The 15,134-nt window shown below is 65.6% G+C and carries 9 protein-coding genes; 3 read left to right on the plus strand and 6 right to left on the minus strand.

The window, feature by feature from the left end:
• Positions 1-290 precede the first annotated feature (290 nt).
• Positions 291-1,547, minus strand: a complete 1,257-nt coding sequence (locus ACFFJ6_RS14135; protein WP_378388731.1) for an MFS transporter — start codon at positions 1,545-1,547, stop codon at positions 291-293.
• 149 nt (positions 1,548-1,696) lie between these two features.
• On the opposite strand from ACFFJ6_RS14135, the gene ACFFJ6_RS14140 reads away from it, so the two are divergent.
• On the plus strand, positions 1,697-2,626 hold the full coding sequence (locus tag ACFFJ6_RS14140) for a LysR substrate-binding domain-containing protein (RefSeq protein WP_378388733.1): 930 nt from the start codon (positions 1,697-1,699) through the stop codon (positions 2,624-2,626).
• Between the two features lie 33 nt (positions 2,627-2,659).
• Here ACFFJ6_RS14140 and ACFFJ6_RS14145 read toward each other — a convergent pair whose 3' ends face one another.
• From ACFFJ6_RS14145 to ACFFJ6_RS14155, 3 genes are read right to left on the minus strand one after another with little or no spacing between them, the layout of a single operon-like run.
• Positions 2,660-4,267, minus strand: coding sequence for a flagellar biosynthesis protein FlgL (locus ACFFJ6_RS14145; protein WP_378388735.1), 1,608 nt, complete (start codon positions 4,265-4,267; stop codon positions 2,660-2,662).
• A gap of 7 nt (positions 4,268-4,274) precedes the next feature.
• Complete coding sequence (flgK, locus tag ACFFJ6_RS14150; RefSeq protein WP_378388737.1) at positions 4,275-6,140, minus strand: flagellar hook-associated protein FlgK; 1,866 nt, start codon at positions 6,138-6,140, stop codon at positions 4,275-4,277.
• Between the two features lie 50 nt (positions 6,141-6,190).
• Entirely contained in the window at positions 6,191-8,020 is a 1,830-nt protein-coding gene (locus ACFFJ6_RS14155) for a flagellar hook-basal body complex protein (protein ID WP_378388739.1), read from the minus strand.
• A gap of 247 nt (positions 8,021-8,267) precedes the next feature.
• Between ACFFJ6_RS14155 and ACFFJ6_RS14160 the strand changes: the two genes are divergently transcribed.
• Entirely contained in the window at positions 8,268-12,578 is a 4,311-nt protein-coding gene (locus ACFFJ6_RS14160; protein WP_378389689.1) for an ATP-binding protein, read from the plus strand.
• Positions 12,579-12,664: 86 nt separating this feature from the next.
• Entirely contained in the window at positions 12,665-12,937 is a 273-nt protein-coding gene (locus ACFFJ6_RS14165; protein ID WP_378388741.1) for a hypothetical protein, read from the plus strand.
• A gap of 18 nt (positions 12,938-12,955) precedes the next feature.
• Here ACFFJ6_RS14165 and ACFFJ6_RS14170 read toward each other — a convergent pair whose 3' ends face one another.
• The gene (locus ACFFJ6_RS14170) at positions 12,956-14,407 is read right to left on the minus strand and encodes a glycosyltransferase family 39 protein (protein WP_378389691.1); all 1,452 of its coding nucleotides are present in this window, start codon (positions 14,405-14,407) and stop codon (positions 12,956-12,958) included.
• A 221-nt stretch (positions 14,408-14,628) separates the two neighbouring features.
• Complete coding sequence (msrB, locus tag ACFFJ6_RS14175; protein ID WP_378388743.1) at positions 14,629-15,126, minus strand: peptide-methionine (R)-S-oxide reductase MsrB; 498 nt, start codon at positions 15,124-15,126, stop codon at positions 14,629-14,631.
• Positions 15,127-15,134 lie beyond the last annotated feature (8 nt).

Genomic DNA, 15,134 nt, shown 5'->3' on the forward strand with positions numbered 1-15,134 from the left:
GGTGCGCAAATACGATCTTCTTGATCGACCGCGGAACCATGACGGTGAGACTCTAAAAATGCGTAAAGGAGAGGCAGCGGCTTTAACGGACCAGAACGCGCGTAAAACCCACGGGGTTATCGCTCGTATAACAACGAGGTTGTGAGTGACGGCGCCGACCTCGGGCGCGCGGCTTTCGACGAAAGATACTGGTTTTGGCGGGACTTGCGCGGTTCGCGGCTTATCAGCAAGCAAACCCAGGCCGCTGCGCGATCAACGCAACGGCGATCTATTCGTTGACGGATCTTTAACTAGGCTGCGTCTTCCGAATCTCTTTGCAGCCCGGTTCGTCTCGCCGGCGCCGCTGAGTGAGACCCGCGCAGATGCGGCCTCAGAGCGAGGACAAGCGGGACGATCAGCGCGGCTGTTGCCGACGCGGCCAGCACGCCGACCGTCCGGCTGCTGTGGTCGGCAATCGTGCCATAGAGGATCGGCGCGAGACCTCCTGCACAGATGACGCTGGTATAGAAGACTGCGAAAGCTCGCCCCGTATCGCCGTCGGACAGCTCCGGCACAGTGCCGTAGAGCACCGACGACGTCCCGTTCAGCACGATGCCGAGCAGCGGCAACAGCACGAAGGTCAGCGCGAGCGGGGTGAACAGCGTCGCCGCGATCAGCAAGGCGGTCGCCGCCTCGGTGATGATGACGGTGCCGACGACGCCCAGCCGGTCACCCAGCCAGGCGCATGTCGCCTTGCCGAACGCGCCACCGATGAACAGCAGGGCGAGCGCGACGCCGACAGCCTGCAGGCCGCCGCCCTGCCCGTGGATCAGGAAAGGTAGAAAGAGCAGGTACCCCATGCGTGTCGAGGTATCGAGCGCGCCGATCGTGGTGAGGATGCGAAAGCCGCCGCGGCCGCCAGCGGGCTTCGCATCTTCGACGGCGTGGTTCGGAGCGGGCGCCGGTGGTGTCAGCACCGCGAGCGCGGCCGCAATCACCAGCCCAAGTCCCGCCAGCAACCCCAGTACTGATTGCCATGCGAAGATCGGCAGCAGCATCGCGATCATCGCGGGCAACGCGGCTTTGCCCAGGTCGCCGGAAAAATTGTAGATGCCGAGCGGTTGCCGTGAGGACGTGCCAAAGCTGTCGACGACGAGCATCGAGCCGCGCGGATGCTGAATGCTCGACCCGATGCCGGCCACGACCAGCCCGACGCACAGCCCGGCAAATCCGAACGGCAGCGCCATCAGCAGCAGCCCGGCCGCAGCCGCAAGCGTGGACAGGATCAGCGCTGCGCGTGGCGATACGCGGCGCAGAATCCGGTCGGCCGGGATCTGCAGGCCTCCCATCGTGCCGAAATACAGCGCCCGAACGACGGCGAGCATCGCGTAGGACAAGCCGAACTGCGCCTGCCAGACCGGCAGGAAGGCATAGAGCCCATCGGTGTAGCCGTCGTGAAGCGCATGGGCGAGGCACGCGGCCAGCAGGCTGCGCGATTGCTCCCGGCGCGATGATCCTGACGCAGCATCGCGGGGATGGCTTGGAGTCGTTTTCGCCGCGGCGCTCATGTCGAAGCGTCGCGGACCAGGTTGGCGTGAAAGAAAATCTGCATCATGATCCGTTTTCAGACTCGAAGACCGTGTCGAAACGACCATGGACGATCGATGCAGATGTCACAAACCAGTAATAATCGGCCGATGGGTTAGGTTTTCTATCAATGGCTCAGCGCAGGACCCTGCCGCCGCTCAATGCCGTCCGCGCCTTCGAGGCGGCCGCCCGCCTCGAAGGCTTCAAGCAGGCCGCGCTCGAACTGAACGTCACGCATGGGGCGATCAGTCAGCAGGTGCGCCTGCTCGAGGACCGGCTGGGAGCGCCCGCGTTGTTTCGGCGGACGACGCGGCGCGTAACGCTCACGGCCGCCGGCAAGGCTCTGCTCGACGAGATCGGCCCAGCGCTCGATCGCATCGCCAACGCCGTCCAGCGCCATCGCGCGACAGGCGGCGACGTGCCGGCGGCGGTGCTCCGCGTCAACGCCCTGGCGACTTTCAGCATGCGCTGGCTTCTTCCCCGGCTGAAACGTTTTCGGGACGAGCACCCCGACATCGAGGTTCGCCTCGCCACCTCGAACGAACCGATCGACGCGCTGCCGGACGTTTTCGACGTCGTCATTCGCGGCGGACCGGATGCATTCCACGGCTTCACATCCCGGCTGTTTCTGTCGGAGCGCCGCCTGCCGGTCTGCAGCCCCTCGCTGATCGCGAAGCTGCCACTCGACGATATTTCCGATCTGGCGCCGCACACCTGGCTGAACGTCTCGTCGATGCCGCGGCTTTGGCATGACTGGCTGGTCCAGGCTGGGCAGCCTCGCCTCAGCCCGGCCGAGACGCTGACCTTCGATCACTTCTTTCTCTCCATCCAGGCCGCGCTGGACGGTCTGGGCGTGGCCATGGGGCCCACCGCGCTGATCGGCGACGACGTCGCGGCCGGCCGCCTGATCGCGCCGTTTCCCGATGTCAGCCTTCCTGCGCGGAGCTACTTCGCCTACGTGCCCGACGGAAGCGAGGCTGGCTCACCAACCGCTGTGTTCTGTGATTGGCTGGAACGCGAAGGGTGGCCGACTGCCGGCAATGCAGCCTCCGCGCCGTGACAGCTCGCGGCGCGAGGCTAACCGAGCAAGGTTCTAGAGAAACTTGACCAGGCTCATCTGATAGAGCTGCGAGGTCAGCTGATACGACGCCTGCAGGCTGGTCTGCAGCGCCAGGATCTTGGTCGCGACCTCGTCGTTGTTCACGCCCTCGATCGAGTCGAGCATGGTCTGCGCCAGCGCCTTGGTCTGGGTCTGGCGATCGGTGGTCGCCTTCATCGACGCCTGCGCGCCGGCGAGATCGGCCTGGATGTTCTGGATGGTCTGCTGGCCCGGCACGGTCGCAAGGTTCGCCGCCACCCGCTGATTGAGCGCGGCCAGCTTGTTGGCGCCGTTCGGATCGGTCGCCGAGGTCGTCACCGCCGCGAACACCGCGACCGTCTGCAGCTGCTTGCGCAACGCCTGCTCGTCGGCGCGGATGCCGTATTGCACGGTGATCGTGTCGTCGACGCGGCCGACCGCGGTGCCGCGGGCCGGGTCGCTAGCTGAGTCCGGTTCGCCATTGTACCAGAACACGGTATTGGCCTTGGTGCCGGCGACCTGCGCGGTGGCGGCGCCGAACGGCGCCGTGCCGGCGACGCGCAGCGGCGGCGTGTTGTTGAAGAAATCGTCGCCGGCCTTGACAGCCGAGGCGGCGGCCAGCGCACTGCCCGACAGCTTCTGCACCGCGTTGGTGAGAGCCGTCTTCAGATTGCTCGCCGTGATCGAGGGCGACGCGGCCACGGGCGGCACCGCGAGCGGGTCGCCGGGATCGATCGCGAAGCTGTTGGCCGGCAGCGGCGTCTGCGACGACGCCGTGAGCTTCACCGTCTCCTGCGTGCCGTCCGGCAGGTTGAAGGTGAAGGTGACGGTGTCGCCTTCCTTCGGCAGATTGCCGTTCAGGTCGATCCCCATCGCCACCGGATTAGGCGCCGTCGGCGCCGTGGTGGGCGGCGTTTCGGTCGGCTGCGTCACGGTCGCGCCGGCGATCGTGGTCGCGATCGAGAAAATTTTCAGGCCGAACGGCGAGGCGCCGATCGGCGTCGGCGTCGCGTAGGGATTGGCGGCGAAGTCCTCGCCGATCTGGACCGAGGTCGCCGTGGCTCCTGTCGAGACGATGGTGCGTCCCATGCCGTCGGTGCCGACATCGGCGTCGTGGCGCTCGCTGATCACCTGCTTCAGCCCGGCGATCGCCGCACCGTTGCCGTTCATGATCTGGTCGGCCGCCGTCACCGGCGCGGTGTCGGTCGCGCGCCCCGAAAACAGATAGCGGTCGCCCGACTGCGCGTTCAGCATGTCGACCGCATCGAAGAAGTCCAGGCCGGCGGTCTTCTGGCCCGACGACTGTCCGGTATTGTCCAGCGTCGCGCCGGCGCTCGCGGCCGCGCCCTTCACTTCGCTGCCGATCGCATTCAATCGCTGCAGCGACAGATTGGCGACGCTGATCCGGGTGTTGATGTTGGTGATCGTGTCCGAATAGCTGGCGATGTTCGCCACCTGGGTGCGCATCCCGATCGCCAGGCTGCGGCCGGTGCCGTCGCCCGCATAGGTCGTCGAGATCCGCCCATTCGCAAGCTGCCCGGTCAGATTCTCGATCTGACTGCGCAGGTTCAGAATGCTGGTGCCGATATAGGAAGTACGCCCGCTTACGCCATCGATCGCCATTGCTGCCTCACATCGCCTGCATCAGCGCCTGATACATCTGGTTCACCGTCGACATCACCCGCGCATTCGCCGAATAGGCGTTCTGCAGCGACAACAGGTGCGCCATCTCCTCGTCCATGTTGACGCCGGAATTGGTCGCGTATTTCTGCTGCAGCGTGTTCAGCACCACGTTCTGGCCGTCCGCGAGCTGCGAGGCCGCCTGCGCGTTGGAGCCCTGCTGCGAGACGAACTGCTGCAAGTAGTTTTCCAGCGTGCCGTTGTACGGCGCGGTGGACGATCCGACGCCGGTGGACGGCGAATACAGGTACTTGCTGGTCGTGAGCTGCTTGAGGATGAAGTCGGGCCGCGTCGTGTCGCCGGCCGTGGTCGCTGCCGAATACGACACCAGCTTCGACGGGTCGTTGACCAGCGCCGGATTGACCGCGATCCGCTGCGCGAGCCCGGTCATCTGCGCCCCGGTGCTGCTGAGCGCGCCGGTGTAGACCGAGGTGCCGTCCGTGAACAGCGGCAGCGCGGCGCTGCCGCCGGCCAGCGACGTCTCGGTGGTGGTCACCGACGCCGAGGTGACGGTGGAGAAGCCGGCATTGTTGAGCACCGTGATGTTCGGCGCGGTGCCGGTGAATTGCAGGTTCTGGCTGTTCAGCGCCGCGTTGAGCTGCGCGGTGATCGATCCGGACGCGCCTGAGAAATCGATGCCGACCACGTAGTCCTTGGAATCGAGCGTCGCGGTCTGCGGCAGCGGCAGCACCGCCGGATCGTCGACGCGCATCACCGTGACGGTGCGCTGCGCGCCCGTGGTGGTGTCGGTGTAGCTGATATTGACGGTGTTGCCCGACTTCATGTTCGACAGATCGAGCGCGAAGCCGGCCTGCGTACCGGACGTCACCGCGGTGCCGGCCGTGGTCTTGTCCGACAACGCGCTCGCCATCGAGGCGGCGAACTGATCGAGCTGGGTCTGCGCCTGCACCAGCGTCTTGTCGCGCAGCTCGATATAGGCCGCCATCTTGCCCGACTTCAACGAACTGGTCAGGTCCATCGTCGAGCCGTCCGGATAAGTGACCTTGACCGATCCGAGCTGGCTGGAGGCCGGGTTCGAACTCCAGGTCGTGCCCGGCGTCACCGTGCCCTGCGCGTCGAACGACAGCTTGGCGGCCTGCATGCCGGCAAGCTGCATCCCGGAGCCGGTGAAGATCGTGACCTGATTGCTGCCGTCGGTGACGACGCGGATATCCATCAGCTGCGAGAGCTGACTGATCGCCTGATCGCGCTGGTCGAGCAGCGATGCGGTCGCCGCGTCGGTCGAGGTGCCGCCGGCCGGATTGGTGCGGATGTTGTTGTTGATCGAGGCGATCTGCTGCAGCAGATTGTTCGCGGTCGTGACGCTGTCCGACAGTCCGGTTTCGGCCCCGGTGCGCAGCGCCTGGATGCCGTTCGACATCGAATTCAGCGAGCCCGACATCACCTGCGCGGCGTTAAGCAGACCGATCCGCGCCGACGTGCTGTCCGGACTGGTCGAAAGCGCCCGCACGGCTGCGGTCAGGCTGTTGAAGGAACTCTCCAGCGTGCCGGTCGAATTCGGGTCTCCGAACAGCCCCTGGAGTTGCTTCAGAAAGTCCGCCCGCAACGATGCGTAGGAGGCTCCGGACGTTTCGGTTCGAAGTTGCGACTGCAGATAGGCGTCGAGTTCGCGATTGACGCCGATGATCGACACGCCACTGCCGGACGCGCCCGAGCCGGTGGTGATCTGATCGACCGTCTTGCGGACGTAGCCGGGCGTCTCCGCATTGGCGACGTTGGACGACACCAGCGACATCGCGGCCTGGTTTGCACGCAGGCCGGCCATTGCGATCGAAAGTGCGTCTCCGAGACCCATGACAGACTACCGGTTGGACGAACGAAACAGAACGGGGTGTGATGCGCCGCTCAGCGCATCACGTTCAGAAGGTCCTGCACCATGGTGTTGGCCGTGGTGATGACCTTGGTGTTGGCCGAATAGGCCTGCTGGGTGACGATCAGCTTGGTGAATTCGTCGGCGATGTCGGTGTTGGAGGATTCCAGCGAGGAGCCCGAAACGCTGCCGCCCTTGCCGTACAGCGCCTCGCCGGATTCGTTGGTGACCTCGAACGCGCCGCCATCGGTTCGCTTCAGGAAGTTTGCGCCGTTGAAGGTCGCGATCGAAACTTCCGCCAGATCGATATTGCGGCCGTTGGAGTACGAGCCGACCACGCGGCCGGCATTGCTGACCGACACGCTGACGAGCTGGCCGGCCGCGTAGCCGTCCTGCTGCAGCTGGTTGACCTGGACGTTGCCGTTGGTGTCGGCGAACTGCGTGAGGCCGCCGGTGCCGAACGACATCGTCACGTTGCCGAGCGAGACGCCGGACACCGTAAGGTTCGGCAGCGTGAGCTGGCCGATCACCGGATTCATCTGACCGGTGGAGTTGAACGTGAAGTTGGTGTTGACGTTCTGCCAGGCGACCTGGGTGCCGGTGGCGTTGGGATTGATCTGGTAGAACAGGTTCCAGGTGTCGGTGTGGCCGGTGCCGAGCGTCGACGAGTCGACCTTGGCCCAGCGGAACTGCACGTTCACCGGAGCGCCGCTGCCGTCATAGGCCGTGGTGGCGCCGCCCGAAATCGATTCATCGAGGAAGGTCTGGTTGTCGGCGCCGGTCACCTGGCCGGTGCCCACCGTGCCGCCGCCGGTTCGCGTCACGGTCACCGGGCTGGTCAGGCCGAGCGCCGCAAAGCCGCCGGCCGTCGAGGTCAAGAGCAGATCGGACGCGACGCCGGTGTGCAACGTCACCGAGCCGGCGCTGACCGAGGACGCCGTGCCGGTGTTGCCGTTCGCGGTGTCGATCGCGCCGAGCAGGTCGGTGACCGTGGCCGAGTTGAGATCGAGGTAGGTCGTGTTCGCCGCCGAGCCGGCAGAGCCGCCCGCGCCGGAGTCGTAAAACGCGATGGTCTTGGCGCTGGAGCCGCTGCCGACCGTGACCGTGTCGGTGATGGTGAAGCTGTTGGTCACGGCGTTGCCCGACGCCCCCTTCAGCAGCGTCGCGCCGGTGATCGCGGTGCCGGCCTTGCTGTTGACCTGCAGGCCGACCTTGGTGTTGTCGCCGAACGGCGGCGGCGACGTGCCGGCGACCTGCGGGTTGGAGGCGAAGTCGGCCGCGCGCAGCAGTTCGGAGCCGGGCCGCGAGGTGTCGTGCTTGGTGGTCAGCGGATAGCTCGCCAGGTTGGCGCGATAGCTGATCTTGGTGGTGGCCTGCGACGGCAGGAAGTCGTTCTGGAATTTCAGAACCGTCGGCGTGCTGCCGACCGGGTTGCCGGTGGTCGGATCGATCGGCACGCCCTGCAGATAATAGCCGGCGCCGTTGACCAGATAGCCGTTCTTGTCGAGCGAGAAGTCGCCGCGGCGGGTGTAGTTGTTGACGCCGGTGAACACCGGATTGTTGTCGGTGAACGACCCGGGCTTCTGCACGGCGAAGAAGCCCTCGCCGTTGATCGCCATGTAGGTGGACACCGAGGCCGACTGCACCGAACCGGACTGCGTGTTGGTCAGGCGGGACTGCGAGGTCACCGAACCCGCAACCTGCTGGCTCGTCCCGGCCTGCGGCACGAGATCGAGAAACGAGGTGTCGACCCGCTTGAATGCCGTGGTCTGGGAGTTCGCGATGTTTCCCGAGATGTTCTCCAGCGCGTAGGAGTTCGAGCGCAGGCCCGCGACCGAGGTGGTGAGAGCGCCGAAAATACCCATTACTCACTTCTCCCAATTCGAGCCGCCGCGCGGCCTTTTGCTGTCCGGTGGTGCAACGATCCGGAACAAGCTCCCGCAAGCCTTGTGCCAAGGCTCGGAATCATATGATTTCAAGGGCTTAGCTCCGCGGGCAGCAGCCCGAGCGCGTGGCGGAATTGCCGGCTCGGGCAATATTTGCCGGTCCGCCGACGCGGCGACCGCGAAAAGTTCCCGAACGGAACCAGGCTCAGGAACTTTTTGCAGATTGATGCGTTCGCATCGGTCATTCGTGTCGGGGGAAGAGTTGGCCGACCTTAAATTGCCGGTTGTATCGCCCACGGAAGGATCGGCCGGTTACGAGAATCTTTTCCTCGGGCAAGGCGAATTGACCGCGCTTTCGCGCGACTTCGACTGGCAATCCACCGCGCTGGGACCGCCGGAGCATTGGCCGCAGGCGCTGAAGACGGCGGTCCGCATCATGCTGACGTCGCAGCAGCCGATCTGGATCGGCTGGGGCCGCGACCTGATCTTCTTCTATAACGACGCCTACAAGACGATCATCGGCGGCAAGCACCCTTGGGCGCTGGGCCGTCCGACCCAGGAAGTCTGGCGCGAGATCTGGGACGACATCGCCCCGTTGCTGGCCAAGGCGACCAGCGGCCACGAGGGCACCTATGTGGAAGCCCAGCTCCTGATCATGGAGCGCAACGGCTTCCCGGAGGAGACCTACTACACCTTCTCCTACAGCCCGATCCCGACCGAGGACGGCTCGCCCGGCGGCATTTTCTGCGCCAATACCGACGACACCCAGCGGGTGATCAGCGAACGGCAATTGTCGCTGCTGCGCGAGGTCGCGAGCAACGCGGCGCAATCCCGCAACGCCACGCAGGCGTGCGAAAGCAGCGCCGCCGCGCTGGCGACCGACCCGCGGGACTTGCCCTTCGCGCTGATTTACCTGGTCGAGACCGGCGGCGAGACGGCGCACCTTGCGGCCTCGTCGGGCATCGACGCCAACCATCCAGGCGTCAAGCCGGTGCTGTCGCTGGCGCCCGGCGCCGAGGCGTGGCCGCTTGCCGTTGCACTGAAGACCAACGAGGCCCAACTGGTCACCGGCCTCCACGAGCGTTTCGGCTTCGACTTCCCCACCGGCGGTTGGCGCAGTCCGCCGAACCAGGCGATCGTGCTGCCGATCCAGTCGAGCGGCGAAACCGGCCGCGCCGGCGTGCTGATCGCGGGGCTCAATCCGTTCCGCCTCTATGACGCCGGCTATCGGGATTTTCTCGCGCTGGTCGCCGGACAGATCGGCTCGGCGATCACCAATGCCGATGCATACGAGGAAGAGCGCCGCCGCGCCGAGGCGCTGGCCGAAATCGACCGCGCCAAAACAGCGTTCTTCTCCAATGTCAGCCACGAATTCCGGACGCCGCTGACGCTGATGCTCAGTCCGCTCGAGGAGGTGCTCACCCAGAGCGACCTATCTGGCGACCAGCACGCGCTGCTCGGAATCGCGCATCGTAACGGCCTACGGCTGCTGAAGCTGGTGAATACCCTGCTCGACTTCGCGCGGATCGAGGCCGGCCGGCTCACTGCTCATTTTCGGCCGGTCGATCTGTCCGCCTTCACCGCCGAACTCGCCTCGAACTTCCGCTCGGCGATCGACAAAGCCGGGCTGAAGCTGTCGATCGATGCGCCGCCGCTGCCGCAGCCGGTCCATGTCGATCGCGACATGTGGGAGAAGGTCGTCCTCAACCTGCTCTCCAACGCCTTCAAGTTCACCTTTGAAGGCGAGATCGCCGTGACGGTCGGCGTGACGGCGGACGGCAAGTCGGCCGAGATCGTGGTGCGCGACACCGGCACCGGCATTCCAGCCGAAGAGATCCCGCATCTGTTCGAACGCTTCCGCCGCGTCGAGGGCGCGCGCGGACGTTCGATCGAAGGCAGCGGCATCGGACTGGCGCTGGTGCAGGAGTTGGTCAAGCTGCACAGCGGCAGCATCAGCGTCGAGAGCGCGCTCGGCCGCGGCAGCGCCTTCCGCATCACCTTGCCGTTCGGCACGGCCCACCTGCCACTCGACCGGCCGAAGCCCGCCACGCATCAGGTATCAACCAACGTCCGCGCACAGGCCTATCTCGACGAAGCGATGGGCTGGCTCGAAGGCGGCGATGCGTCCGACACCGACCGGCCCTACGCCTCCACGGCCGAAGATCTCGGCCTCGGCAGCGCCCGCACCAGCGGAACGCGGCCTCGCGTGCTGCTCGCCGACGACAATCCGGACATGCGCGACTACGTGGTCCGCCTGCTGGGCGAGAGCTACGAGATCGAAGCCGTCGCCGATGGCATCGCGGCCCTCGAGGCAGCCTGGAAGCAGCGGCCGGATCTGGTGCTGTCCGATATCATGATGCCCCGGCTGGACGGCCTGAATCTGCTGAAGGCGCTCCGCAACGATCCCAAGCTGGCCGACGTTCCGGTGATCTTTCTGTCCGCCCGCGCCGGCGAGGAAGCGAAGGTCGAAGGCCTCGAGGCCGGCGCCGACGATTATCTCAGCAAACCGTTCAGCGCTCGCGAATTGCTGGCGCGGGTCCGCTCCAATCTCGACACCGCCGAAGTCCGGCGCGAAGCACTCCGCACCGAGCACGCGCTGCGGCAGGAAGCGCAAGCCGCGCGCGAGCGCGCCGAGAGCATCCTGGCAAGTATCAGCGACGGATTCGTCGCGATCGATAGCGACTATCGCTTCACCTACATCAACGCCGCCGCCGAACGCATGATGCGGCGGTCGGCGTCGCAACTGATCGGACGGATCTGCCAGGAAGCGTATCCGGCGTTGATCGGCAGCCGCATCGAGGACAGCCTCAAGCTGGCGATGACCGGGCGAACCGGTTCTGAATTCGAGATCGAGCATCAGCCGACACGGCGCTGGTTTCACCTGCGCGTCTCGCCGACCAATGCCGAAAGCGTCTCGGTGTACTTCCGTGACATCACCGAACGAAAGCGCGCCGAGACCGCGATGCGCAACCTCAACGAAAAGCTCGAGGAGCAGGTCGCCCAGCGCACCGCCGAATTGCGCCAGAAGGAAGCGCGGCTCCGCACGATCTTCGCCGCAAGCTACACCTATCAGGCGCTTCTCGGCGTCGACGGCGTCCTGATCGACGCCAACCTCACCTCGCTCTCGGGCATCGGCAAGGCGCTGGACGAAGTCGTCGGCAAGCCGGTGTGGGACACTCCCTGGTTTGCCGCGACGCCGGGCATGCCGGAGATGATCAAGGAAGCCGTCGCCAGCGTTGCGGCCGGCGGAACGATCCGGCGCGAATTGCATCTCAATCTCCCGGTCGGCGGCTGGCGCTGGTTCGACTTCCAGATGCGCCCGGTTCACGATGCGCAGGGGCAGGTCATCGCCATCGTGCCCGAGGCCGTCGAAATCACCGAGCGTCGCAAGGCCGAGGAAGCCTTCCGTCAGGCCCAGAAGATGGAGGCGATCGGCCAGCTCACCGGCGGGGTTGCGCATGACTTCAACAATCTTCTGACCGTGATCCGCTCCTCCGCCGATCTGCTGCGGCGGCGCGAGCTGCCGCCGGACCGGATGCGCCGCTACATCGATGCGATCTCCGACACCGCCGATCGCGCCGCCAAGCTCACCGGCCAGTTGCTCACCTTCGCACGCCGCCACGCGCAGAACCGGCAGGTCTTCGACGTCGCCGCGCAGATCGAGCAGATCGCCGAGATGCTCAGCACCGCGCTCGGGTCGCGTGCCGGCTTGACGCTGACGATCGACGAGCGCCCGCTCGCCGTCGAAGCCGACGCCAATCAGTTCGATGCTGCGCTGGTCAATCTGGTCGCCAATGCGCGAGACGCGATGGACGGCCAGGGCGAACTCGAGATCCGCGTCGCGCGGTTACGCCCGACGTTGCAGGAGGCCGCCGGCGGCGTTTCCGATGTGGTCGCCGTATCGGTCGCCGATACCGGCTGCGGCATCGCGCCCGACCAGATCGATCGCATCTTCGAGCCGTTCTTCACCACCAAGGACGTTGGCCGCGGAACCGGGCTCGGCCTGTCGCAGGTCTACGGCTTCGTCAAACAGTCCGGCGGCCACGTCACCGTCGACAGCGAGTTGGGCGCAGGCACCACCATCACGCTGCGGCTTCCGCTCAGCGACAAGCCCGTCGTGCCACGCGAACGCCCCTCGCCGGGTGAGAGCGACAAATCGCAGGACCGAAACCGCGTTCTGGTCGTGGAAGACAACGCCGAGGTCGGCGAGTTCTCGACTCAGCTTCTGCACGACCTCGGCTACGAAACAGTGCTGGCGTCGAGCGCCGAGCAGGCGCTGCAACTGCTCGATCAGGACGCCGCGCGCTTCAACCTCGTGCTCAGCGATGTGGTGATGCCCGGCATGGACGGCGTGGCGCTCGGTCGCGAAATCCGGAAGCGCTGGCCGAACCTGCCGCTGGTGCTGAATTCCGGCTACGCCAACGTGCTGGCCGACGACGGCCACCACGGATTCGAGCTGCTGCACAAGCCGTATTCGGTCGAGGACCTGTCGAAGGTGCTTCGCCGGGCGCTGGCGGCATCCGCCAAGGTCGGCTGACCCGGTTCCGTCTTGCGCCAGATCAGGACATCCGCCCCTGCATCATGGTATCAGGCGACCAGAAATCACGGTCGAACGGGTTGAGCATGAGTGAAGGCGAGATGGCGCAGCATGTGCTGCAGTGTTTGCGGCAGACCGAACTGACCGATCCGAAGTCAGCGCTGGGCATCCTCAATGGGCTGGTCGGGCTGGTTCAGGGAGACGGCACGCCGCATTCGTTCGAGGTCGACGAGGCGCGCGCCTCGACCTTCATGGCGGTCTGCGAATACGCCAAGGCGCTGCACCGCGGTCAGCCGGCCGACGCGCTGCGTCCGGCCGCAATCGAGGCCGCAGAGAAATGGCAATCGCTGGTCGGCTGATCCGAGTCGAGCCGGTCCTCAGCCGCCGCAAGCCTTCGGCGCAACGAAGCGATAGAAGTACTCTTTGGTCTTTCCGGTGTGAGTCCGCAGCACCGGCACGCTGATCTGCTTTTCCTCGGACATCGGCAGATCGGGAAACTCCGCTGCGAAACTATCCGGCACCTGCGGCAGCGTGTAGATCAGCACGGCCCCCTGCGCGGCCAGTTTCCTGGCATCGAACCAGCGGGCCTTCGGGATGAATTCGATCGTCATCGAATCGCCCTCGGGACCCGCCGCGATGCCGATTCCGTACACCGTCTGACGGTCGCCGAGGAAATAGGCCGGGCCGCATTTGTACCTGCTGTTCCAGTCGGCCAGCACGAGCCGGGCGGCCTGTCCGGTTGCCTCCTGCAATCCGCTGTGCGAGGCAAAAAAGATGTAGATCACCGAGGCCATGATCGCCAGCACCGCATACAGCGCACCGAGCGATTGCGCGGTCTGGCGCATGACGGCATCGCGCTTGTCCGCAGCCCAGGAAAATAGCGGCGCCAGCGTCAGCACCGACAATTCGGCAAATGGCGCGCCATAGCGAGCGATGTATTCGAGGCCGAATCCGACGATCATCACGGTCAGCAAGGCGAACATCGCCGCATTGACCACGACGACGAATTTCAGCTCGTCGCTCCCCTCGGCGAAACGCGGCACCCGCCAGATCACCATGCGGCGAGCCACGGCGGTCGCCAGCACGATCGCGCCGGGGATCAGCAGCGGAAGATAGCCGACGACCAGCCAGCCGAGCCGCCGCGCGGTGTTCGGGACGGAGCCGAAGCCGGTGAAGTGGCGCTCGCCATAGTGGATGGTGGTCCCGACCTTCAGCGCCGCGATTACATGCGGCAGGAACAGCAACACGCCAACCAGCGCTGCGACGTAAAACCCCGGACGGCGCAGGCAGGATCGGAACGACGGCACCGCGAGAACCCCGGCCGCCATTCCGATGAACAGCACCAACGCGTTGTACTTGGTCAGCGCAGCAATCGCGGCCCATACGCCGAGAAGGATCCAGTGCAGCCAACGATCAGTGCTGCGGCCACGCAGGAAGTGATAAAGCACCGCCGGCCACGAGGTGAGCTGCAGGATGTCGGCGTTGAGCGCCCAGGACAGCGGACCGAACACCACGTAGAACGACGCCGCCGTCAGCGCGATCATGTAGGCGGCCATCGTGCGTTCGACCAGCAGACGCAGGATGGCGTACAGATAGGCGAGCCCGATCGCGAGGCAGATCTGATTGACGAAGACGATCGCGGTACCGGACGGGCCGAACAGCAGATCGACGACCCCGCCGACCCATACCATCACCGGCGGATGCACCGGGGTGACCAGCGGGAAATGGCGGCCCCACGCAACCAGCTCGCGTGTATCGTAGAGCGGCGTGGGAAAAACGAGCGCTGCAAGCAGGACGGGCAGCAGAAGCGCGAACGCGACCAATACCATCAAGCCAATGGAAAATCCCGACCGGGACGACGCTCGCTCCATCTGGCCTGCCGTCAACATATCCAAAAGTTAATGTTGGCGGCTTGATGCGGACGGGGGGCGGTCTTGTCAATCGCCGTTGCGCCTTTCCTCTCGGAAAACCTCCACACTGAGACGCTGCGGCAAGGCAACCAGACCGGAGGAGCCGAGGGTTGCAACCCTCGGCGTGCAGGAACGCCCCCTTAGCTCGGGTTCGATGTCGCCGGCTTGAAGGTCAGCGCATAGCCATCCATGCAGTACCGCAGCCCCGTCGGCTTCGGACCGTCGTCGAACACGTGTCCGAGATGCCCACCGCAGCGGCGACAGTGCACTTCGGTGCGAACCATGCCCAGCGTCGAGTCCTTCCGTTCGCCAACGGCGTTTGGAAGCGGCTGCCAAAAGCTCGGCCAACCGGTGCCGCTGTCGTACTTCGTGTCAGAAGCAAACAGCGGCAGGTCGCAGCCAGCGCAAGCGAAGGTGCCCTTGCGGTGCTCCTTCAGCAGCGGGCTGGAGAACGGCCGCTCGGTGCCTTCCTCGCGGAGGATGTGATACTGCATCGGCGTCAGCTGCGCCCGCCATTCCTCCGGCGTCTTCTCGATCTCGAACTTCTCCGCGGCGCGCGCATCCTCGGGCCGCAGCCACCGGAAGCCGAACACCGCTGCGAGGGCGGCGGAAGCAAGCAGCAGGCGACGATCGATCATGGCTGTCT

Source organism: Rhodopseudomonas telluris (genome assembly GCF_042432815.1).
Classification (GTDB): Bacteria; Pseudomonadota; Alphaproteobacteria; order Rhizobiales; family Xanthobacteraceae; genus Rhodopseudomonas; species Rhodopseudomonas telluris.

What these genes read in the sequence shown, in the direction of transcription:
- ACFFJ6_RS14160 (WP_378389689.1), top strand. Translation starts at nt 8,268, where the DNA reads ATGCGTTCGCATCGGTCATTCGTGTCGGGGGAAGAGTTGGCCGACCTT.
- flgK (WP_378388737.1), bottom strand. Translation starts at nt 6,140, where the DNA reads ATGGGTCTCGGAGACGCACTTTCGATCGCAATGGCCGGCCTGCGTGCA.
- ACFFJ6_RS14155 (WP_378388739.1), bottom strand. Translation starts at nt 8,020, where the DNA reads ATGGGTATTTTCGGCGCTCTCACCACCTCGGTCGCGGGCCTGCGCTCG.
- ACFFJ6_RS14135 (WP_378388731.1), bottom strand. Translation starts at nt 1,547, where the DNA reads ATGAGCGCCGCGGCGAAAACGACTCCAAGCCATCCCCGCGATGCTGCG.
- ACFFJ6_RS14165 (WP_378388741.1), top strand. Translation starts at nt 12,665, where the DNA reads ATGAGTGAAGGCGAGATGGCGCAGCATGTGCTGCAGTGTTTGCGGCAG.
- ACFFJ6_RS14145 (WP_378388735.1), bottom strand. Translation starts at nt 4,267, where the DNA reads ATGGCGATCGATGGCGTAAGCGGGCGTACTTCCTATATCGGCACCAGC.
- ACFFJ6_RS14170 (WP_378389691.1), bottom strand. Translation starts at nt 14,407, where the DNA reads ATGGTATTGGTCGCGTTCGCGCTTCTGCTGCCCGTCCTGCTTGCAGCG.
- ACFFJ6_RS14140 (WP_378388733.1), top strand. Translation starts at nt 1,697, where the DNA reads ATGGCTCAGCGCAGGACCCTGCCGCCGCTCAATGCCGTCCGCGCCTTC.
- msrB (WP_378388743.1), bottom strand. Translation starts at nt 15,126, where the DNA reads ATGATCGATCGTCGCCTGCTGCTTGCTTCCGCCGCCCTCGCAGCGGTG.